The organism is Blautia sp. 210820-DFI.6.14 (genome assembly GCF_020558815.1).
Lineage (GTDB): Bacteria > Bacillota > Clostridia > Lachnospirales > Lachnospiraceae > Blautia_A > Blautia_A obeum.
In genome coordinates, this window is sequence record NZ_JAJCKS010000004.1 from 124,410 (window position 1) to 145,825 (window position 21,416).

General features: G+C 42.0%; 20 protein-coding genes and 1 tRNA gene. 3 read left to right on the forward strand and 18 right to left on the reverse strand.

Translation table 11 applies throughout. The annotated features are described in order from the left end of the window. Nucleotides 1–59: 59 nt before the first annotated feature. The 5 genes from LI112_RS05490 to LI112_RS05510 all read right to left on the reverse strand — a co-directional run bounded on the left by LI112_RS05490 (nt 60) and on the right by LI112_RS05510 (nt 3,125). Nucleotides 60–293, reverse strand: coding sequence for a hypothetical protein (locus LI112_RS05490; protein WP_015540717.1), 234 nt, complete (start codon nt 291–293; stop codon nt 60–62). A 95-nt stretch (nt 294–388) separates the two neighbouring features. After that, nucleotides 389–1,531, reverse strand: a complete 1,143-nt coding sequence (locus tag LI112_RS05495; protein WP_117845757.1) for a helicase RepA family protein — start codon at nt 1,529–1,531, stop codon at nt 389–391. Further along, the gene (locus tag LI112_RS05500) at nt 1,521–1,856 is read right to left on the reverse strand and encodes a hypothetical protein (protein ID WP_015540715.1); all 336 of its coding nucleotides are present in this window, start codon (nt 1,854–1,856) and stop codon (nt 1,521–1,523) included. Before LI112_RS05500 ends, LI112_RS05495 begins: the two co-directional genes overlap by 11 nt. Further along, the gene (locus LI112_RS05505) at nt 1,846–2,937 is read right to left on the reverse strand and encodes a site-specific integrase (RefSeq protein ID WP_117739262.1); all 1,092 of its coding nucleotides are present in this window, start codon (nt 2,935–2,937) and stop codon (nt 1,846–1,848) included. The genes LI112_RS05500 and LI112_RS05505 overlap by 11 nt, the downstream gene beginning before the upstream one ends. Then, nucleotides 2,937–3,125, reverse strand: a complete 189-nt coding sequence (locus tag LI112_RS05510; protein WP_015540713.1) for a hypothetical protein — start codon at nt 3,123–3,125, stop codon at nt 2,937–2,939. The genes LI112_RS05505 and LI112_RS05510 overlap by 1 nt, the downstream gene beginning before the upstream one ends. Before the next feature lie 334 nt (nt 3,126–3,459). Here LI112_RS05510 and LI112_RS05515 point away from each other — a divergent pair, with 334 nt between their 5' ends. Continuing rightward, a complete protein-coding gene (locus LI112_RS05515) occupies nt 3,460–3,996 on the forward strand; it encodes a helix-turn-helix domain-containing protein (protein ID WP_015540712.1) in 537 nt (178 codons plus the stop codon). 225 nt (nt 3,997–4,221) lie between these two features. Here LI112_RS05515 and guaA read toward each other — a convergent pair whose 3' ends face one another. The 13 genes from guaA to trmB form a co-directional block, all read right to left on the reverse strand. Next, nucleotides 4,222–5,799, reverse strand: coding sequence for a glutamine-hydrolyzing GMP synthase (guaA, locus tag LI112_RS05520; protein WP_055055829.1), 1,578 nt, complete (start codon nt 5,797–5,799; stop codon nt 4,222–4,224). Nucleotides 5,800–6,168: 369 nt separating this feature from the next. After that, complete coding sequence (locus tag LI112_RS05525) at nt 6,169–7,530, reverse strand: DUF4832 domain-containing protein (RefSeq protein WP_227190338.1); 1,362 nt, start codon at nt 7,528–7,530, stop codon at nt 6,169–6,171. Next, complete coding sequence (locus LI112_RS05530) at nt 7,523–8,194, reverse strand: DUF4956 domain-containing protein (protein ID WP_118393207.1); 672 nt, start codon at nt 8,192–8,194, stop codon at nt 7,523–7,525. Before LI112_RS05530 ends, LI112_RS05525 begins: the two co-directional genes overlap by 8 nt. After that, a complete protein-coding gene (locus LI112_RS05535; protein ID WP_005425750.1) occupies nt 8,191–8,937 on the reverse strand; it encodes a polyphosphate polymerase domain-containing protein in 747 nt (248 codons plus the stop codon). The genes LI112_RS05530 and LI112_RS05535 overlap by 4 nt, the downstream gene beginning before the upstream one ends. Next, nucleotides 8,924–10,720, reverse strand: coding sequence for a CotH kinase family protein (locus tag LI112_RS05540; RefSeq protein ID WP_044925799.1), 1,797 nt, complete (start codon nt 10,718–10,720; stop codon nt 8,924–8,926). The genes LI112_RS05535 and LI112_RS05540 overlap by 14 nt, the downstream gene beginning before the upstream one ends. Then, complete coding sequence (gene pelG, locus LI112_RS05545) at nt 10,707–12,176, reverse strand: exopolysaccharide Pel transporter PelG (protein ID WP_117739263.1); 1,470 nt, start codon at nt 12,174–12,176, stop codon at nt 10,707–10,709. Before pelG ends, LI112_RS05540 begins: the two co-directional genes overlap by 14 nt. Further along, the gene (gene pelF, locus LI112_RS05550) at nt 12,157–13,605 is read right to left on the reverse strand and encodes a GT4 family glycosyltransferase PelF (protein ID WP_330415479.1); all 1,449 of its coding nucleotides are present in this window, start codon (nt 13,603–13,605) and stop codon (nt 12,157–12,159) included. Before pelF ends, pelG begins: the two co-directional genes overlap by 20 nt. Then, nucleotides 13,592–15,430, reverse strand: coding sequence for a DUF2194 domain-containing protein (locus LI112_RS05555; RefSeq protein ID WP_227190339.1), 1,839 nt, complete (start codon nt 15,428–15,430; stop codon nt 13,592–13,594). Before LI112_RS05555 ends, pelF begins: the two co-directional genes overlap by 14 nt. Next, a complete protein-coding gene (locus tag LI112_RS05560) occupies nt 15,415–16,311 on the reverse strand; it encodes a hypothetical protein (RefSeq protein WP_005425739.1) in 897 nt (298 codons plus the stop codon). Before LI112_RS05560 ends, LI112_RS05555 begins: the two co-directional genes overlap by 16 nt. Next, nucleotides 16,308–18,425 carry an NAD(P)-dependent oxidoreductase gene (locus LI112_RS05565; RefSeq protein ID WP_227190340.1) on the reverse strand — a complete coding sequence of 706 codons (2,118 nt, stop codon included), beginning with the start codon at nt 18,423–18,425 and terminating at the stop codon, nt 16,308–16,310. The genes LI112_RS05560 and LI112_RS05565 overlap by 4 nt, the downstream gene beginning before the upstream one ends. Nucleotides 18,426–18,522: 97 nt before the next feature. Continuing rightward, nucleotides 18,523–18,595: transfer RNA gene (locus tag LI112_RS05570), tRNA-Lys, on the reverse strand. 98 nt (nt 18,596–18,693) lie between these two features. After that, nucleotides 18,694–18,867: a hypothetical protein gene (locus LI112_RS05575; RefSeq protein ID WP_022388205.1), complete on the reverse strand. Its 174-nt coding sequence runs from the start codon at nt 18,865–18,867 to the stop codon at nt 18,694–18,696. 80 nt (nt 18,868–18,947) lie between these two features. Beyond that, nucleotides 18,948–19,610 (reverse strand): tRNA (guanosine(46)-N7)-methyltransferase TrmB, encoded by a 663-nt coding sequence (gene trmB, locus LI112_RS05580; RefSeq protein ID WP_005425733.1) that lies wholly within the window; start codon nt 19,608–19,610, stop codon nt 18,948–18,950. Between the two features lie 433 nt (nt 19,611–20,043). On the opposite strand from trmB, the gene LI112_RS05585 reads away from it, so the two are divergent. Beyond that, nucleotides 20,044–20,355: a hypothetical protein gene (locus tag LI112_RS05585; RefSeq protein WP_005425725.1), complete on the forward strand. Its 312-nt coding sequence runs from the start codon at nt 20,044–20,046 to the stop codon at nt 20,353–20,355. Between the two features lie 15 nt (nt 20,356–20,370). Further along, entirely contained in the window at nt 20,371–21,414 is a 1,044-nt protein-coding gene (locus LI112_RS05590; RefSeq protein ID WP_022388204.1) for a V-type ATPase subunit, read from the forward strand. Nucleotides 21,415–21,416 lie beyond the last annotated feature (2 nt).

Genomic DNA, 21,416 nt, shown 5'->3' on the forward strand with positions numbered 1-21,416 from the left:
CTCCTTGTCTATGCTTAACAGGGGCGTGCCACGCTCCTGTTCTTATCACCAAGGAAGAATTACCATCGGAAACTCTCCGGCACTCCACGTCTGTCCAGATACTCTTTTCTCGCCCGTTCCCGTTCTTCCTCTGTCGGAGCAGTTTTAAATTTTCCATACAGGTCACGCATGACCATTCTGTCCAGTTTTTTCTCCAATCCCTGCTTGATTTCTTTCTCACAGCTCCCATCTTCAACCAAGTGAAAGCGGAGCAACTGCATAAATAATTCCTGTGATATTTGCACATTTCCCATCTTATCCATCCTTTCCGTGACGGTATGTGACAGTCGTGACGGTTATTTTGATACCGCCCCGCTGTCAAAAATACCGTCACAACCGTCACGTACTGTCACGCATTCTCTGTATTGTCTTTCCAGAGCCTTAGTTTCCGTCCCTCATGGACACGCTCACTCCGAAAGAGAATCCCATGCTCTGCATACAACCTTCCTGCAAGAACATTCAGCTTTCTTGTAATAACATGAGGTTGAATGTCCACATTTATCAGTGCAACAAGTGCCGTTGGAGAACCCTCCCAATAAGGATTGTCTTTCATAACAAGCTCCGCAATCTCATCCAGTAACGGCTCTGGCGGTTCTTTCCATAATTCCGTTTCTGCCTTTTGCAAATCCCACAACAATGTTTCTGTATTGCGGATAAGATACAGCTTCTGGTCTTGCTGATCTCTGCCCGATACTTCCAGTGTTGCGGCATTGCCTGTCCGTTTTTCTTTCTGAAGAAGAAACGCTCCGTCTGCCGCCCCAAGCAGTCCGCTTGTCCCGGAAATCATGTCAAACTTATCATCCGCATTCTGCTTTCTCGTGTGGTGTACGAGCAGTAAGCAAAGTCCGTGAGCATCCGCAAAACTTTTCAGTCTTGCCATAATCTGATAATCATTTGCATAACTGTAATTATCGCCGCCAACCTCACGCACTTTCTGAAGCGTATCAATGATAATCAGCTTCGTGTCCTTATGCTCTGCCACAAATCTTGCAAGCTGTTCATCCAGTCCATTTCCAAGCTGGCTGGCAGAAACAGAGAAGTAAAGATTATCGGTACTTTCTGTCCCGAACATCCGGTACAGACGCTCCTGCAAGCGGCGGTAATCGTCCTCAAGTGCCAGATACAGCACCGTTCCTTTTCGGGTGGTATAATTCCAAAGCGGTGTACCTGTGCTGACATGGTAGGCAAGCTGTGCCATCAGAAAGCTCTTCCCCAGTTTGGGCGAACCTGCAAAGATATAAGTGCCGGGGTAGAGCAGACCGTCAATCAACGGCTGCTTACTCCGATACTGTGTGTCAAACAGTTCATTCATGGAGATTGTCTGGAGATAGGACGGGTCTGATCGCAACTGCATTTCTCTCTGCAATTCCTCAAAACTCTTGATATTTCCACCATTCTCGGATATACTACTTGTAGTGTTTTTACGAATTGGCTGCTCCGTATCTGCGCCAACAGATACATCCGGGGCAGTCTTTTCTTTTTTATTTTCCATCCTCGTCCTCTCCTTTCAGACCGCCCATAATAACAGCGATCAGTTCAATGACATTCAGCAGTTCTTCATCCACACCGTTTCCTGCTTCAATCCGCTTTAATTCTGTGAGCACAGTGGCAAGTTCCGTTTTAAGTGCCTTGAATATTCTGGGATTGCCCTGTACCACTACATCCTGATTCAGACAGCGGCGGTAACAGTATTCCTGCTTTGGCAGTCCCGATAAGGCAACTGCCTTGTTAATGAGTTCATTTTCTTCGGGCGATACCCGAAACCCTACTGTGATGTTTCTCCAACGGTTTTTGTTATCTCTGTTCTTAGCTGACATTTTCAATCTCTCCTTTCCCTAAATCGTCTAATCTATCTGCCATTTCCGTTTGCTTTGACGGGAACAGATGAGCGTACTGGTAAGTGATGTCAATGCTTTCATGCCCTACACGGTCTGCAATCGCCACCGCTGAAAATCCCATATCAATCAACAGGCTGATGTGGCTGTGCCGTAAATCATGGATACGGATTCGTTTTACGCCTGCGGCTTTCGCACCTCTGTCCATCTCGTGATGAAGATAACTTTTTGTGACTGTAAAGATTCGGTCTTTCTTCTTCAATCCGTAAAGCATCTGCAAATATTCCTGCATTTCTTCACATAGGAACTTCGGCATTTTGATGATGCGGTTACTTTTCTTTGTTTTCGGTGTGGTAATCACATCTTCGCCGTGTAATCGCTGATAGGACTTATTGATTCTGACCGTTTCTTTCTCAAAATCGAAATCAGCGGCGGTCAGTGCCAGCAGTTCTCCTTCACGGATGCCGCACCAGTAGAGCATTTCAAAAGCGTAAAAGGAAACAGGCTTGTCCATCATCTCAAATGAGAATTTCTTGTATTCTTCTTTCGTCCAGAACAGCATTTCCTTGTGTTCCTCACTTCCCATATTTCCCGCTTTAGCGGCTGGATTGGAACGCAGCTCATAATACCGCACCGCATGATTGAAGATAGCGGACAACTGATTGTGCAGCGTTTTCAGATAGGTCTGTGAGTATGGCTTTTTCTTTTCGTCCCGATAGGCAAGCATCTCATTCTGCCATGCGATAACCTCTTTTGTAGAAATCTCGCTGATTTTCAACTTGCCGAAATAAGGTAAAATCTTTGTGCGGATGATATGCTCCTTTGTCAGCCATGTATTCTCCTTCAGACGGCTTTTCATATCCCGGATATACAGTTCGGTAAAAGCTTCAAAACTCATATCCATATCAGAGGAGTTCTGCAACTGAAACATTCGCTCCCATTCCTGTGCTTCTTTCTTGGTAGAAAATCCACGCTTGCATTTCTGCTTACGCTCGCCTTTCCAGTTGACATATCTCGCCATCACATACCATGTTCCATTGCTCTCGTTTTTGAATACCGGCATTATTCATCCTCCTTTCCTGCTCCGTAGAGCCTTTCATAGAAATACTGGCGGTTTACCCGTCCTGAAATAGTAATAAAGCCTTTTTCTTTCAGTTCCTCATTCAACTGACGGATTAGCTTGTAAGCATACGGCTTTGATACGCTTAGTTCCTGTGCCACTTCTTCGGCACAAATAAATCTGTTTTTCATATAATCAGTCCTTTCTTTCGTTTTTGATTGCCGTTCTATCCGAATGAAGTTCCAGCAGGTATTCCCTGTTCGGCACTGTGCTGTCCCGATATACCGTAATAGATCAGGCGCTCGCTTGCCGTCTGGCAAGGTCTTGGCGGTTTATACTGTTCGGACGGTCATTTTGTTTTTATTAAACTTATTTGCTTAATTCGAACTTATTATACTAAGCATATTTGCTTGTGTCAAGTGGCTTTTCTGAAAATATTAAACTTTTTTGTTTTGTATTATCTTGACTTCTCCTAAACATATCTGCTATACTCATTGTAAAATACATACAAGGAGTGGACACGTTATGGCGATTGGAGAGAGAATCCATTTTTTCCGCATTCTGCGTGGGATGACACAAAAATATCTTGGTACGATTGTCGGCTTTCCTGAGCGAAGTGCCGATGTACGTTTAGCACAATATGAAACAGGAACAAGAAAACCGAAAGCGGAACTTACTGCTGCACTGGCACAGGCTCTGGATGTTTCCCCTCATGCCCTTGATGTGCCGGACATTGACAGCTATATCGGACTGATGCACACTTTGTTTACCCTTGAAGATTTGTACGGTCTGACTGTCAGTGAATCAGAAGACGGAGAAATCTGTCTGAAAGTCGATACTTCCAAAGGCAAAGACGCTCACGAACTCCGGAAATTGCTGTATGCCTGGAAAGAACAGGCTGACAAGCTATCTTCTGAAGAAATCAGTAAAGACAAATACGATGAGTGGCGTTACCACTACCCGGAGTTTGATACCACTCAAACATGGGCAAAAGTCCCATCACAGGCACTTAGCGACACTCTGGTCGAAATGTTCCAAGACAAACTCAAACCAGATAAATAAATACGACAAAAAAGCCCTTAGCCATGAGTTTTTACCCACAGCTAAGGGCTTTCTAAATAATATGGATTTATTAGTTGCACAACCACCTGTCAATCATTCTCTAACCTTAAAACCACCGGATTATAAGAATAATGGCTCTCATGCAACTGTTATCAATTTGTTATCAAAAGACTTTTAAAAGTGCTGCAAACCCGCATAAACGCCGGTTTTACTAAGCATTTTTGTTTATTCAAACTCGATCGTTCCCGGTGGCTTACTGGTCAGATCATAGAATACGCGATTAACTCCTCTAACCTCATTAATAATACGGTTCATTACCTTATTCAGCACTGCATATGGAATCTCTGCGGACTCTGCTGTCATGAAGTCGATAGTCTTGACTGCACGAAGTGCAACTGCATAATCATAAGTTCTGAAGTCGCCCATAACCCCTACACTTCGCATGTTGGTAAGCGCTGCGAAGTACTGGTTCGGCATCCAGGATGGTTCTTCTCCATGTTCTTTCTTGTAGTCAGCGGCTGCTTTGTCGACTTCTTCACGATAGATGAAATCTGCATCCTGTACGATGCGTACTTTTTCTTCGGTCACTTCTCCGATAATACGGATACCAAGTCCCGGTCCCGGGAATGGCTGACGGAATACCAGTCTTTCCGGAATTCCAAGCTCCAGACCGGCTTTACGGACTTCATCTTTGAAAAGATCACGAAGTGGCTCAATGATTTCTTTGAAATCTACGAAATCCGGAAGACCACCTACGTTGTGATGGGATTTGATCACTGCAGATTCTCCGCCAAGACCACTCTCTACAACGTCAGGATAAATAGTTCCCTGTGCAAGGAAATCCACTGCTCCAATCTTCTTTGCCTCTTCTTCGAAAATTCGGATGAATTCTTCACCGATGATCTTACGTTTTGCTTCCGGCTCTGTTACACCGGCAAGTTTATCATAGTATCTCTGCTGCGCATTGACACGGATGAAATTCAAATCGAACTGTCCATTTGGTCCGAATACGCCTTCCACTTCATCACCTTCGTCTTTGCGGAGAAGGCCATGATCTACAAATACGCAGGTAAGCTGCTTTCCGATTGCTCTGGAAAGGAGACCTGCTGCAACAGAAGAATCAACTCCACCGGACAGGGCAAGAAGTACTTTGCCATCGCCAACTTTTTCGCGAATTTCCTTAATCGTATGCTCAACAAAAGCATCCATCTTCCAGTCACCGGCACATCCACATACACCCAGTACGAAGTTGGACAGCATTGTCTTTCCTTCTACAGAATGAAGTACTTCCGGATGGAACTGAATTGCATACAGTTTCTTTTCTGCGTTTTCTGCTGTTGCTACCGGGCAGTCTGCTGTATGTGCAGAGATTTCAAATCCAGGTGCCGCTTTGGAAATGTAATCTGTATGGCTCATCCAAACGATTGTTTTTTCTGATACGTTTTTGAAAATGCTGGAGTCTTTTTTGTCAACCAGCAGTTCTGTCTTACCATATTCGCTGACATCTGCTTTTTCAACTTTACCGCCAAGGACATGCATCATAAGCTGAGCGCCGTAGCAAAGTCCAAGAACCGGAACACCAAGTTCAAACAGCTCCTTCTGATAAGTCGGTGAATCTGCTTCGTAGCAGCTGTTCGGGCCGCCGGTAAGGATAATTCCCTTAGGATTCATCGCTTTAATCTTCTCAAGATCGGTCTTGTATGAATAGATTTCGCAATATACGTTACATTCTCTGACACGTCTTGCAACCAGCTGATTGTACTGACCGCCAAAATCAATAACAATAACTAACTCTTTTTTCAAGGCTTTCCTCCTGTTTTCCCTATAAATTCGTTACTGTTCACTTCGTGCACAGTAACAGAACTCTCTTTAGAATCTTTTTTCATTATAAATGAGTAGGAGGACTTTTACAACGGCTAATTTCTTTTTATTTTTGTGTCTCTGCATTTTCCAGCTGCTTTTCTGCTTCTTTAATAAAATTTATTTCTTCTTTAGAAATCCCTCACGTTTTCTTCAATTTCTCATCACAGTTTCATCACAGATTCCCTGTATATTAATAAGCAAATAAAGCAAATGCTTTTTTACATATATTTTCTTTTTCATACTCGCCGGGCACAGCTGCCCGGCCCTCCTTCTTTTTACGGATTTTTATGGATTCTTTTTATTTACTTATTACCATAAATAGTTTTTCCCTTCCTGGTACAAAGCTTCCATTGCAAAGCGAACACAAGGAAGTTCCGTCATAGGATCTTCAATCCCAACCGAGAGCCGATATCCCTTTTCCAGAAGACTATTCAGTCTTTCCGTTTCCAGTGCAGTCAATGTAGTCGCTTTTTCTCCCGGAAGCAGCGAAGATATTTTTATTGAGATCCTGCTCTTTTCGACAAGTTTGCCGGACTCATCTTCAATATACACGTACACCGGCCATTCCTTGTACATCGGCGCCACTCCTGAGTTTTCCCATGTCAGCTTCAATCTGCTGCCTTTAGCGGTATTCTTCAGTTCTGCCATTGAAATCCACAGCCGATATCCCATATTTTTCAAAACTTCTTTATATCCATCCACATAGTTTTCATCCGGAATCTTTGGTCCCAGAAAAGTAGTATGTGCTTCCCGGATCATTTCTACAGTCCCGGACAGATTTGTATCCAGCATTTCTTCCATTGAAAGAGAACTCGTGAATTCTCCTCCGGAAGGTGCTGTTTTCCAGAAATCATTCATTGGAACAATTACATTCTTTTCACCTGTCTGATCATATTCACCACCATTATTGATCCAGCCCAACCAGCTCTGTGTGGCCTCCGGCTGTCCGGTCATGTCGTTGTACAGTCCAAATCCATATTTTTCTGCTGATGCAAAAGGTCTGCGCATAAGAATCATTGCATCAGGAAATGCTTCTGTCCATGGAAGAATGTATTTATCTCTTACAGCTTCCCTTGGAATTCTCTGGATTCCCTCACTGTAATTCACGTGCCACTCTCCCCAGTGGCCAAGGCTTCCAAGCTCAACATAGCTGATCAGACCATCCTGTCCAAAATGCTCTCCGATCGCCCTGACTGCCTTTCTATGACAGGAAATGATCGTCGGATTATTATAATCCGGTGCAAAACCTTTGCCATCCTCTCCGTCATACCATCTGCCGGCCTCTCCACTCTTCTCATACAGCCATTCCGGGATATCCATATGTTCTTCATCACTCGGAATATCACAGACAAATCTGAGTACCAGATGCTTTCCCTCTTTTCGCCATCTCGAAATCTGATTTTCTTCGTCAATTGACGCCCAGTTGTAAACACCTTCTTCCGGTTCCAGCTCCGCCCATGTGATATCCATATACAAAAGTGAAATATCTTCCGAAACCTCGTTATACCATGCACTTGGGACATATCCCATAAGCGGATTTCCAAAAGCCGCCTGACTTTCTTTATATTGTTTTATTGTTTTTCTTCTGCTTAGCCAGAACATTTCCACTCCTGCTGCCAATACGATTGTCAGAATTATGATCAGACAACGTATCACTCTTTTTTTAGCCATGATATTCCCCATTATACTGGATCAATGTCACATCATCTACATGCTCGATCGCACGGATTTTTTCCATAAAGTCCATATCCGCCTGTTTACAGAAGATCTCTACTGCCATTTCCGTTTTTTCTTTACGCATAGTTTTAGACTTTATAAAATATTTTCGTTTTCCAAAGCATCGGATAACCTCATCTCCTGCTTCATCTCCACTGTAATGGATAACTGCAATATAAATTTTCCCTCTCTGCTGTCTGCTGTAAAACAGTATTATCATAAGGATCATAATTGCTGCCGCAATAAGCGCCAGCACATACATTCCGGCTCCTGACGTGATTCCCGTGGTGATCGCCCAAAACAGATACAAAAGATCCATAGGATCTTTTACTGCTGTACGAAAACGGACAATGGAAAGTGCACCAACCATACCAAGTGAAATTACAACATTGGTACTGATCGCCAGCGTTACCATACAGGTCAGAACTGTCATTCCTACCAGAGTCACTGCAAAAGTTCTTGAATAAATAACGCCTGTATAAAATCTTCTGTATACCAGAAAAATAAGAATTCCCAACGCCAGTGCTGCAACCAGAGCGACCAGAATACTCGAAATATTATATTGATCAAATACACCTGATTCCAGCACGGACTTTTTTATCATGTCTTTTACACTCATAATATCTCCCTTTCCTGTATTTCATACCAGTATTCAAACCCATTCATATATCTTGTTTTCTCATAACAGAGTACATATTTTGAAACTGCCGTAAATTCAGCTGCATGAGGCGGCAGAATATCTCTGACGATCTGAGGGAGCATCTCTGTAAATTTCACTTCCATAACAAGTTTTCCGGGTTCCAGCACCGGAAGCGTCGGCAAAGTCGGATCAAAAATATCAAAACTTCCAATTGCTGCTCTCACATCTCTGTCAAATGTAACTCTGACAGTCCCCTCATCCATGATCCAGGGTTCTCTGTCATAATCCACGATCGTACGCGGACGCATCATATTGCTCACACACTCTACATAAAACTCTCTGCACAGAGGATACTGGCTTTTCAGAAGAAATTCATAATCCCCAGCCAGAATCTTCTCTACTTCTTCACGAGTCAGAGGTGCGCTTTCTTTAAAGATATAGCTTCCATGCTTTTTCTTTCTCTCCAGTTTTATGGATCTGTCACTGTAATTATAGATTCGGATACGGTATTTTTTTCGCATCAGAATTCCAGCTTCTTTTTCCTCATACGCACTGTTCCAGTAATCATCAAAGTAAAGACTTCGGATCATATATCCCCCTTCATCTGCATGAGGATCCAGATGAAGAAACGGTGACATACGCAGACGAAGAAGTTCTTTTTCTCCCACACTGATCAGATATTTCCACTCATTTCGAAATAACTCTTTCTTACTTTTCATCATAAATATCTTCCTCAATCTGATCGTCTTCTGTGACATAAAAGCATTTCATTCCATAATTCTTGCCGGAATCTGTTACGTAATAATCAAAGGCATCCTGTGTGTATCCGGATTTATTGCCTGCACGCACCCTGACAAAGTACTGTCCGGCTTCTGGTACATCCATCTCCATTTCTGGAAGCAGCTGATTCTCTGAGCTGTAAATAACATCCTGAAACAGATAATCTCTTGCAACTTCAACGGTATATGTAATATCCTCTGCATCCAAATCATAGGAAACATCCCAGATCAGCTTCAGTTTATTATCTTCTATAACCGGTACTCCAATATAAAATGGCATCGGCTTTTCCAGGCTTTCCAGATACAGCTGATAATTTGTCTCCACCTCTCCGGGAATTGCAGCTGCCACCTGCTCATACTGTTCCTCCGTCAGAGGCTCATTCATCTGATCCGGCATGGAATACGCATAGGGTTTTACAACGCTCTTGTAACTCTCAATCATCGTGGTGAGCCTGTCCTCTGTAAGATAATTTTCCTTCAGATCCAGGATCGCATCATTTAATTTATCTCGGAATGTCTGTGATTTCAGGCATCTCTGAAATAAGACATTTCCCCAGTAATTACTGATTCCGGATTCCCAGCCGCCCTGATCTGAAAATTGCCGTATTTTATATTCTGTTCTCATAAAAGAACCATCATTATCCCAACTGATAAAATACCATGTATCGGAATTAAGCGGACTGTAAATATAAGAATTTCTATTTTGTGTATCCACATTTCCGGTCAGGATCTGATATGCCATCCAATAGGTAATATTTTCCGTATCAAAGTACTGGTTCAGAATCTCATCAATCGGTATCGAGTAATCATTGACTGTATCCAGCATCTCTATCAGTTTACTGTGATCAGAATTTCCTTTTATTTCCAGATATTCTTCAAACTTTTTCTGGTCGTAATCCGCATCATCTTCTTTTTTGATCACGTCCTCATAGCGATAGAATTCAAAAGAATTAATTTTGTACAGCTGTCCATTCGAGTCCAGGCCATGAGCCTTCATTCCTGTTTTATTTAGCTGCTCTACCTGCGTATATAATCCATAATCTGCAAAGCTGTCACTCGTTCCATCTGTATTGTCCTTCACATACAAATGTACAAACTGTGTTCGGAGCGAAAGCATCTGCGGAATTTTCTTCATCAGATCATAAGCCAGTTTATTTCGGAAACGCATTCCTTCGCCCATATGTTTATTCAGATTGATCGTTCTCTGTCCACGCCAGGTTCCCTTGTTTTTTTTCAGCTCGATTTTGTAATTCTTCTGTGCATATTCGCTGGATGTCTGTCCCCGGACCTGCACTGTGGCATTTGGCGCAGTTTCTCCATAACCGACCGCTCCCTGCTGTGGACCATCTTCATCCCCGACCTGCAGAAGAGCCGCAGCCTGATAACGTTCCACTCCCATAGTATCATAGTCATATACCGAATAATTGTTGATTTCCTTCCAGGAATGATCTGTATTCTCCGATACATTTCCTCTCGAAACAGTCAGATACATTGTCACCACACTGGTCTCATCATCATTTTCGTATAAAGTATCTTTATCTCTCAGATGTACTTCATTGATGTCCTGTTTCGCAGCTTTTTTTATTTCTGCATCTTCATCTGTCAGATTCGCTGTTTCACCTGCCTGACTTTCGTTGCTTTTTTCTCTGTCCATAACACATCCGCTGCACATCGAAATGACCAGGGACACTGCCAGCAATCCTGCTGCTTTTTTATATTTTCTCAAGCTCCTGTCTCCCTTCTAGTTTTTTATCAAGAAAATATCCAAGTTCTGTGAATATACCTGTTTTTTCCTCCTGAACCACCGGCTGTACACTCAGGATGTAATACGGAAGCCTTTTTGTATAGTAATCCAGTCTCAGAACTGAGAACAGAAAAAACGCCACACATCCAGCCAGAAAACCAAATCCATAATATACCTGTGGGAAAAACAGGGATATTATCGTAAATACAGAAGTTCCTGCCGCAAAAATCCCGGAAGACCACAATGCGCCTTTGTAATCCGTAAAATATAACAGGAGAAGCAGCATTGTATTTGCTACCGCATAAAGGCCATATCCCACACAAAGTGTCCGGAAATATCCTTCCATCAGATCGTTGAAACCAAGCGGCAGATACTCCAGAAGGATACCTCCCACCGAAATCACCAGCGCCGTAGTCAGCAGCTGTTTCAGTGCCGTATATTTTAGTTCCATATTTAAGATTTTTCGCATCTCTTTTCCGGCCTGTTTAATATCTCCTATTGCACCCTTGTCGTTAAACAGACTGTAATAATTTCGATATTTCGGATAGAAATTCACCTCTACTGAAACCACAAAATTTACAGTTGTAACTAATATAGTAAGAAAAGCGATCAACGCCGGAACGTCATGGTACGGCGCCCCGACAAAAAGCCCCTGTACTTTTACCTGCAGTGGTCCCATCCACATGATCACCAGATGCGCAAACAATCCGATATTGATAAAAAGACCCGTAAATGCCAGTGGTAAAAACTGATCCACCCATCTCAGAAAGAAAAAGGCGCTTACATTTCCTGACGGAAAATACTGATACAGAAGCGTCACATCCCACACCATCATTACACCATAACCGACAGAAACAGCAATCAGTAACGCCTCAACATGTGGAATCCCTGTCATAAGGAGAATCCACCCTGTCAGAAATGTCACCAGGATCGCTGCGATAAAAGCCAGAAGAATTCCTCTGTAATCTTTGATCGCAGTAAGATAGCTCATCGCATTCCAGGTAATGATCAGCTCTCCAAAAAATCCAAAGCAGAGAAATCCATCCAGTAGTCCGGCTCCTGAAAATATGAGAAAAACTCCATAAAGAATGCCTCCCACAATCAGCATGAGCCCTGAAGATCCCCAGAACGAAGGCAGTACTGCCTCATAATTTTCTTCATACAGCTGATCTGCAATAAATCTGGTGACCACCATAGAAAGAAAACTTGTGACGGTCAGGGATGCCAGCAGAGTATATGTGATCATACATACCAGCAGTTCTCTGCTGTGTCTTGAACCGCCTGTGATATCACACAAAAACATAACCCCAAGAAGAAGCACAACTCCCAGGAGCATTGGTCCGGTACATACAACTCCAGCATATCCGTAAGCCCGAAATGTCGCAAACAGTCCACGCCTGTTGAAAAGTTTTTTCAGCTCAAATCCTATTCCAGCCATTTTTCTCTTCAATCTCCCTGTATACTTTACGATAATTCTCCATCATATCTTCATGTTTGTAATAGGTTTTCACTCTGTTCTGAGCATTTTCTCCCATTCTTCTTCGTCTTGGCTCCGACACACACAGCTTTTCCATTGCATCCGCCAGACCCTCACGATACATAGGTGCCACATAATATCCGGCCCGCCCAAAAGAGTCCCCCTCGCTTCCTTCAAGAAGTTCTCTGCAGCATCCGACATCCGTTGTCACACACGGACGTCTTGCGGCAAAAGATTCCAGAACCGATAGTGGCTGTCCTTCTGAAATGCTTGTAAGTATTGTAAAATCCAGCTTTTCCATATATTTGACAATATCTACACGCCCTGTAAAAATTATATTTTTTATTTTCAGCTGGTCAACCAGCGCATAGCATTCCTCTGCATATTCTTCATCATCCACGCCTCCCATGATATGCAGGCGCACATTCTGTAACCGCGCTGACAACTCAAAAAATGCATATATCATCGTTTTGATATCTTTGATCGGTGCCAGTCTTACTACCGCGCCAATATCAATCCAGCCATCTGGCTCTTTCAGCGGAATCCCTGACAGTCGGTCATAGTCTATTCCGTTAGATATCACTCTGCATTTATCTTTATCACAACCCATGCTTACCTGCGTATGCATAGCGTTGGTAAAAAGACTGGTCACGCGAAATGCTCTCTGATATATCATATCTGACAGCATATAGAAAAAAGAAATCCACTGTTTCTTAAAAGATGGCACCACCCATTTGGCACGGATGATCTCTTCTTCTCTTTCACGTGTATAAATCCCATGCTCTGTAAGAAGCACGTCTTTTTTGTTCACATAACCTCCCAGACAGGCAAGAAGACCTCCATAACCGGTGCAGATTGCATGGTATACATCTGCCTTCGGCACCTCTGTCCCCATCAGATACAGCACCGGGAGCAGCATTGAACGCATGGTATGAAAAGCATCTGCAAATGCAATATATGGGTAGTGTTCTTCGCAGCATTCTATAAGGATCTGCAGAAATTCCTCACTCTTCAGAAATGACATTGGATTCATATGTTTATCATGATACAGCCGGAATAAAATTTCCCAGTCCGGTCTCCCACAAAGCATCAATTCTCTGAGAGACTGTGTTTCTTCGTCAGAAAATGAATGTCTTAACCTGCCGGTATCCTTCATCCTCAGCGCATCATCCAGAAAAACCTCATGTACTTCCGTAACATTTTCCGGAAACTCATAAACAAACTTTCCTCTGTTTTCTGCCTTTGCACCAATCACCCACAATACAAATTCATGTTCTTTCATTTTATTGATATACTGGTGCATCCAGGTGGAAACCCCACCAAACACATAGGGATAACATCCCTCCAAAATCAGACAGATCTTCACTGTTTTCTCCTCAATTTCGCTCAATCACCACTTCGCTCTCCTGCGCATGCAGAAGATAAAGATTTCCGGTAACATTTGTAAGTTCGCCGCCTGTAACCTGTCCCGGTGTACCATCGTTGATTCTGACCATCAGATAGGCTTCATCATAGAAATTTCCAAGATGAATTCTGATCTCCTGATCTGTGATCTCTTTGTCTACGGTCAGGGCACCATAGCGCTGAACAGCTCCTGCCAGCTCCGAACCTGTAAGATTTCGGAGTGACGGTGCTGATTCATTCATCCAGGTCATATATTCATCCAGTCTTGCTCTTAGTTTTTCCCATCCCAGTGCAGCTCCACGATCTTCATCCAGAAGATCATCCGGGTGCATAAAGTGACTGTTTACAAAATGCATATTCAGTTCTGAAAGTGCTGCCATCTGCATATAATCATCAATGATCGCACCGGATATGATTCTGGGCTGTTCAACAATTCCATCATCCGCCGTCTCAAACTCCTGTACATATGCGTATTCACCAGGGAAATAGTTACTTGCTATTGTTCGGATCTCCGGGAATTTTTCAGCCAGCATTTTTCTTCCTTCTTCTGAGAGTACATTTGAAGGTGGTACATACACCGACAGCTCTGTTCCGGGAAACATCTCTTTTCCAAAACGGATCAGTTCACCAAATGCATCCTGTATTGCTTTCATACTTATCCACGTCTTATATGGAAGAACATCTCCATAATCCACATTTGACAGACTTAATGGCTGGTGGTTATACCCATGGTAGCCCAGTTCTCCACCCTGATGCAGGATCATATTTCCAAAGTACTGAAATCTCTGTGTGTCTGTCTGCTTTTTGATTTTTCCATCTGTCTCATCTTCATAGTTTTCGATCATCACACCCGTATATCTGACGCCATGCTCTGCTGCAAGTGACATCATATCCGGCCACCAGATATTGGAATAAAAATCTGCAATATTAGTATTATAGTCACGTCTGACATAGGTACCATCTCCTCCCGGTACTGGGGAAGGAAAATCATCCAAATAAAACACAGAGCCATTGATCACAGGATAAACTCCCGCATCCGTAAGCAGACTATAAGAAGCAGCATAAAAGCCTCTGACCGCTTTTTCATATAATCCAAAATTATCAACTACAAATCTGCCTTTGCCATAATCCTCTTCCCAGATTACTGGTGTTCCACTCTGATCTCCAACTCTGGCATAAACCCTTGCGGTTTCCGCAAGTTCCACTTCCCATGCGGAGTCATATGGATCCATGATCGTATAAGCCTGTCCGCCACCGATCAAAAAATCCTTATCAAAATAGATGCTATCCACCTCTGTATTCTCATAACCGGATGAGATAATTCCAAGCTTTTGCTCTATCAGAGACACATATGTATTCTTCTGCAGTGTCAGTGCAAACATTGCACTTCCACCATCTTCTACCCATTCACAGATATCCAGAACCTTCTCTTTTAATGGATCAAGATCACTGAGCAGAAGCACAACTATCTCATAGGCGTCCAGATCGGGAATTGTATCCTTTTGTACATCAATCACATCCGTTCCAACACGCATATCCATAAAAATACGCTGAAACTCTATCCAGGCTTGTTCACTCTCTTCCTGGCTGCTGTCACGCAAAACCAGACATGTCTTTTTTAATGAATCTGCCGCCTCTTTTTCTGTTATGATTTTATCCTTATCTATATAAGAAATCTGTCTCTTTTTTTCCTGGTATTGAACCCCAGATCTTTCTGCAAAAAGCACAGCTGCGATCAGTATAAAACAGCCCAGGATCATCAAGATCCCCTTAAACTGAAAATTCCTGATCTTCTTTATGAATCTAACCAAAAAGCCAGAACCTCCTTACTCTTTGAAGACAAATAAATATGCTCCTCTTTCATCTGTTTCAGAGCTGCCTGAATTGCCCTGCCATTTTTCTGCTCTGCAAATAACTGGATTTTTCTCACCCAGTATTCTTCTCTTCTGTGCCATTTTTTATCTATAACATCCAGAATCTGCTGAGCTCCTGAGTAATCTTTAAGCTTCATTAAATTGTCTGCCAGACACAAACAGCTGTGGAAATTCATATCTGTTTTGATCTTCTTCTGAAGAAGCTGTGTGTACTGATTTCTCTGCATATGTTCCACCTGTTTTTCAAGCAATCCCTGCTGCAGATATTCTTCCATAAAATCACAATACTCATCCAGTACAACCGGATCCTCCGGTGCAGCTGCATATGTGCGTTCAAAAGTCTGCAGTTTGCTGTCATAATCCTTAGACAGTTCTACCATGGCAGTGATCGCATAATGAACAACCTCCACATCCTCATTCATCCGGGCCTTCTCCAGAAGTTCGATATATTTTGAAGGATCATCATTCAGAATATCCATGATCAGCTTTCTGCGTTTTTCCGGATCATTGATCAGAAGTGCTTCCTCCAGGGGAACAATATCATGATCATTTTCTTCCCTTAACCTGAAGTTATTTTTGTATATCTCTTCATTGACCTGAAGCTTTTCTATACCTATTTTTCTGCTGTTTTCAGCTTTGCTAAAAACCTGAAGATGGAGGATCAACATGCTTAAAGCTCCCCATACAGGTACAAAAATCACAGGTATTATCAGGTATTTTTTTACTTTAAGCATACCACTTCTGATTCCTGCCCATATAAGAATACAAACCGTCAGATGCAGGATGAGCAGCACGATTCCACTTACTGTCCGGATCATTTGTTTTCTCCTGTTCTGTTATTGCCTGTAAGCTCTTCGTCTATCTGTCTGCACACAAGCCCGGCCTGCTTCAGCCTTGCAAGGATGATCGGAAGAGCTTCTTTATCCGTCTGAACCAGCATCAGATATAATTCCTTGCTTTCCGAGATTCCCCAGACATCATTTTCTCTCACCTTGGAGCGCAGAATCTCATCTGCTTCCTTCAGTGACATTTCCGAATATTCAACTTTCAGCAATACGTAAGATGCCAGCTTCTGTTCCCGCATATCATGCTGTACTTTCAACCGCTCTTCAAAATATTCTGTTTTTAATATATGCGTTCCTTTCACATACTGTCGATATTCCACTGCTTTCTGATATTCCAATGCACGCAGAAGAGACGTTTCCACCAGGCCGGAAAGAATCTTGAAAAGATTCAGGAAATACAATGACATCTGCTCGCGACTGACCTGCTGAATACAGATCAGCATTACGAGCTCTCCGTTTTTCCGGACTCCCGCCATATACATAGGATATTTTTCCAGGAATTCCCGGTTTGCCCACACATTTCCATTTTCCAGTTCTTCCATTGCAGCTGAATACTCACTCAGTTTTATCGAATTCGGATAATTTCCCTGCACCTGTGCGGATGCTGTCTCCAGACGTCCATAACCATTTTCCCGATTCAATGTGTAAAGTCCAAAGGTTTTATTTTCCAAAACATCTTCCAGAACACGGATCGTTTCAATATATAGTTCCTGCGGCTGGATCACATCCAGTTTTCTTGTGATATCAAAAATCTTTCCAAAGCTGTCTTTACTTCCAAGTATTTGTTTTTTATACAGGTTTTTATCCTCTATGGTTTCCTGATACATTTCACGGGTAAAAAGAAATTTCTCCTGAAGCAAATTATTTTCTTCTTTAATAAATTGTACATTATCCTTATTTTTCATCCGGATATAACCGCAGATCGCTCCAACCGCAAAATAAAAGATAAATGGAATCCAGTTTGAAGGTTCATAGAACAGTACATACCAGCTGCTTCCTTCTGCTTCAAACGCACGTATAAGTGATAAGCTTTCTGCCGCTGCCGCTGCAATTCCATAATTGATCCCATACGTACTGCCAAACAACACGACAAAAATCAAACGAAGATCGATCATTTTAAACTGTGCCTGATTTCCGGCTATTCCATTCAGCAATTCAAACAAAATAAAAAATGCCGCAAACTCAGCAACTCTCACAGCTGCTTTGTGTTTTGATATAATATGTTTTAAACTGTCCAGACGGCCTTCCTTTATATTATTTCTTTCCTGATAATGTTCATAAAGTTCCGGAAGCTCTTCCAATATTGAGATTTTAGGAAACCAGCCGTATTTATAGCGGATTATTTTGTCATCCTTTAACATATTTTCCATTATGCTGTATCGTGCATATGAAACCTTAAGATGAGGACACAATTCTGTCAGTTTATCTCCCAGATCCTTAAAGCAATGATCAAACCCATCCGCTATATTGAGAATTTCTTCATCCTCATCCCAGTTATCAAAAATTTTATACATAAGTTCTGCCAGATCCTGCATTGACAGGAAAAACATTCTCTGTGACTCATCTTCCTGAAAGGTTATTTTCTGCTCTGCAGAAATTTCACGGAAAACCGTATTCAGGAAATCTTTCTCGTACTGTTCTGAATATAAATAAGGAGACCTGATTATTTTTACAGTGGTCTTATAGAGTTTTGCGTATTCTCTGCTCAAATTTTCCATTTCGGAAACCAACAGTGTTTTTCCGGTCGTAACATCATACAAGCGTTCAGGACCTGTCAGATATACAATACGCATATTCCTTTTTCCTCTGCACAACTGCAGTATTTTACGAAGCATCTCAGCTTCTCCACGTGTTTCTCCATGGAATGTCAGATAATTGGAGAAATAAATGATCTGTTCAAAATCATATGTGCTGAAAATATCTTCCAGTTCTTTTTCATTTTTCACAAACGGACGCACAAACAGATTTTTCTTACGATTTTTCCTGATATTAGTATCTCCCATTACCATTACCAGGCTTTCCGGAAATGCTTCCTCAACAAATTTATTTGTAATATACCCCGTATTTCCAACCAGTAGAGTCCTCATATATTGCCTGCCTTTACAAATACTTTGTTTTATTATTTTCATGAACAAAAAAACACCGTCCCCGTAGCTCCTGTGTCTACAAAAACAGTGTTCTTAGTGCGCCTTCAGGGGTTCGAACCCTGGACACCCTGATTAAGAGTCAGGTGCTCTACCAACTGAGCTAAAAGCGCATACTTTATAAAATTTTGCATTGGCTATTTTCTCAACGCAAAAACTATTATATGAAACCCTAGACTAAAAGTCAAGAAAAAATTTATAATTTTTTTAATTATTTTTTATTCTCCTTTTCCTTTTCTTTTTTCGGTGGCATGGAATCCAGTATTTTACATAGTTCTTCCGCATTTTTACGAATTTTTCGCATGCAGCATTCAAGTTTCTGATGCTCATAACAGAACTGTGCGAGCAATGCCTGTCGGTGGCATTTTCCTTTCTTGCAGCCCATGCAGTTACCACTCCTGTAACTTCCATCCGGACAGTACATTCATTTCCTGTCCGGATCATTCTTTCTATATTAATATGCAATTATTCTTCACATCGTGCAATCAGCTTGCAGATGGGATTTCCCATAGAAGAAAACTTTTCTTCATATTCTGTCATGACATTTCCCACCATCATATCCTCCTGGTGATGCAGATCAAAGGTATGTGCCAGAAGAGTCCATCCTTCCGCTTCTGTCACTTCCTCGAGGGAAAATTCAAACAGATCTTTATTGTCCGTTTTAAATTCTACCGTTTCACCAGTTGTCAGAATCTGACTGTAACGAGCCAGAAATTCTCTGGAAGTCAGTCTTCTTTTTGCATGACGTGCCTTTGGCCACGGATCAGAAAAATTCAGATAAATACGTTGTACCTCTCCTTTTTCAAAAATATCCGGAAGAATCCTTGCATCAATACACATAAACTTCAGATTATCCAGTTTTTCTCCGTCTGCTTCCATTCTTTCTCTCTTCTGCAGTGCACGAAGCAGAACACTGTCATACATCTCAACACCTACATAATTGATCTCCGGGTGAAGGCTCGCCATGTCCATCAAAAAACGGCCTTTTCCCATTCCAACCTCTATATGAAGCGGTTGTTCTTTTGTAAAACACTGCTTCCATTTACCTTTCCACTCTTCAGGATTCTGTACAACATAACTACTTCCTGTAATGGCAGCTTTTGCGCCAGGTATATTTCTTAATCTCATAAAATAATTCTCCTGTTTTCTATCTGTATTGCATTTTCAGCAACTCTGCCTTCTATCATACATGATTCATCCGTCAACATCAAGCCAGAACGCCTGTATTCTGTCTTTGCCCGTACCGTAAATAATATCGTCTTTTTCTTTTATTTGAAAACTTCCCGCAGATACAGAGATCTGTAAAATTGAACTGCGATATGTTCCACATACTTTTTATATTGGTCTGGCCGTCTCTGGTTCGGCACTGTTATTTTTCCTTTTCTGGTATATGATTTTCCGAAAAAAACAGATTCAAAATTAAAATGACTGTTTTTGTTAAATTATTTGTTTTTTTCAAAAGATTTTAACCTTTCATTGTGCAATTTCGTATAGCAATTATTTAACGGAAGGTGTATTATATGATAAAGTTCCAAAAAAATCATAGAAAAGGAGGGTGAATATGGAACAGATACTTAATAAGTTATCTGAGATTGAAATCACAGCGCAGCGCATCATGGAAGATGCAGGCAGATCCAAAGCCGCCCTTTCGGCAGAAATGGAACAGCAGTGCAGGAACTTTGACGCAGAACTGGAACAGGAAACCAACCGTAAAATACAGGAGCTGAAGGATAATCTGGAAGCTCAGAAGGATCAGGAACTAACGTCTCTCCGTCACAGGACCGAACAGCAGCTTGAAGATCTGGATACGTATTACAGGCAGAATCACCAGCAGCTGGCGGAAGACTTATTCCAACAGCTTCTCAGATACTGAAAGGGGTGATCCGATATGGGAAGACTCCTTTCCTACAGCGGAATATCAACAAAGATCCGTGCCATGCAGAGTAAACTGATATCCGAATCAGAAATTCAGGAAATGCTTCAGTTCACCAGCGTCTCACATGCAGCGGCCTGGTTGAAACGTACTCCGGAATATGCCAAAGCATGGGCGGATCTTGATGAAAATTCTCTTCACCGCGGTCAAATAGAAAAACTGCTCAAGGCTTCGATCTTTAAAGATTTTTCCAAAATATATCAGTTCGCAAATCCGGAACAGCGCAAATTTTTGGATCTTTATTCCAGGCGCTATGAGATTCGTGTACTGAAGGAGATCATGACCAATCTGTTCGATCACAAAAGCACAGATGCCGTGGATGTTTCACCTTACTGTGATTTTTTCCGCAGACATTCCAAGCTCGATCTGGACAGACTGACAGCATGCACGACTATGGATGAGTTTATCAATACTCTGAAAGGAAATGAGTTTTACGTACCTTTGTCCAGAATCCAGAATCATGACACTGCTCTTCTCTTTGACTATGGAATGGCTCTGGATCTTTATTATTTTTCTATGATCTGGAACGTACGTAAGAAGCTTTTCTCCGGCAAGGATCTTGAACAGATCACCACTGCCTACGGTGAAAAATTTGATATGCTGAACCTGCAGTTTATATCTCGATCAAAACGTTATTTCAGTATGGCACCTGCAGATATTTATGCGCTGCTGATTCCAATGAATTACAAGCTGAAAAAAGAAGAAATCACTGCACTCGTAGAGGCTTCCACTCGCGAAGAAGCCCAGCAGATCTTTCGCAAGACGTACTACGGCAAAAAGTATGATCATCTTTCTGCCCACAATCTCGAAGAATTCTATAATTATATGCTCCGTACCACTCTGGAAAAGGCATCCCGCAAGGATCCCTATTCCGTGGCAATGCTTTATTCCTACATGTACCACAAAGAGCACGAAGTAAATCGTCTGACCATCGCTATTGAATGTATCCGTTATGGCGTGGCCCCAGACGAGGCAATGCAGTATATTCGTAACAATTAACT

Excerpts from the sequence above, each read along its gene's own strand:
- LI112_RS05490 (WP_015540717.1), bottom strand. The coding sequence starts at position 293 with ATGGGAAATGTGCAAATATCACAGGAATTATTTATGCAGTTGCTCCGC.
- LI112_RS05495 (WP_117845757.1), bottom strand. The coding sequence starts at position 1,531 with ATGGAAAATAAAAAAGAAAAGACTGCCCCGGATGTATCTGTTGGCGCA.
- LI112_RS05500 (WP_015540715.1), bottom strand. The coding sequence starts at position 1,856 with ATGTCAGCTAAGAACAGAGATAACAAAAACCGTTGGAGAAACATCACA.
- LI112_RS05505 (WP_117739262.1), bottom strand. The coding sequence starts at position 2,937 with ATGCCGGTATTCAAAAACGAGAGCAATGGAACATGGTATGTGATGGCG.
- LI112_RS05510 (WP_015540713.1), bottom strand. The coding sequence starts at position 3,125 with ATGAAAAACAGATTTATTTGTGCCGAAGAAGTGGCACAGGAACTAAGC.
- LI112_RS05515 (WP_015540712.1), top strand. The coding sequence starts at position 3,460 with ATGGCGATTGGAGAGAGAATCCATTTTTTCCGCATTCTGCGTGGGATG.
- LI112_RS05525 (WP_227190338.1), bottom strand. The coding sequence starts at position 7,530 with ATGGCTAAAAAAAGAGTGATACGTTGTCTGATCATAATTCTGACAATC.
- LI112_RS05530 (WP_118393207.1), bottom strand. The coding sequence starts at position 8,194 with ATGAGTGTAAAAGACATGATAAAAAAGTCCGTGCTGGAATCAGGTGTA.
- LI112_RS05535 (WP_005425750.1), bottom strand. The coding sequence starts at position 8,937 with ATGATGAAAAGTAAGAAAGAGTTATTTCGAAATGAGTGGAAATATCTG.
- pelG (WP_117739263.1), bottom strand. The coding sequence starts at position 12,176 with ATGGCTGGAATAGGATTTGAGCTGAAAAAACTTTTCAACAGGCGTGGA.
- LI112_RS05560 (WP_005425739.1), bottom strand. The coding sequence starts at position 16,311 with ATGATCCGGACAGTAAGTGGAATCGTGCTGCTCATCCTGCATCTGACG.
- LI112_RS05565 (WP_227190340.1), bottom strand. The coding sequence starts at position 18,425 with ATGAGGACTCTACTGGTTGGAAATACGGGGTATATTACAAATAAATTT.
- LI112_RS05575 (WP_022388205.1), bottom strand. The coding sequence starts at position 18,867 with ATGGGCTGCAAGAAAGGAAAATGCCACCGACAGGCATTGCTCGCACAG.
- trmB (WP_005425733.1), bottom strand. The coding sequence starts at position 19,610 with ATGAGATTAAGAAATATACCTGGCGCAAAAGCTGCCATTACAGGAAGT.
- LI112_RS05585 (WP_005425725.1), top strand. The coding sequence starts at position 20,044 with ATGGAACAGATACTTAATAAGTTATCTGAGATTGAAATCACAGCGCAG.
- LI112_RS05590 (WP_022388204.1), top strand. The coding sequence starts at position 20,371 with ATGGGAAGACTCCTTTCCTACAGCGGAATATCAACAAAGATCCGTGCC.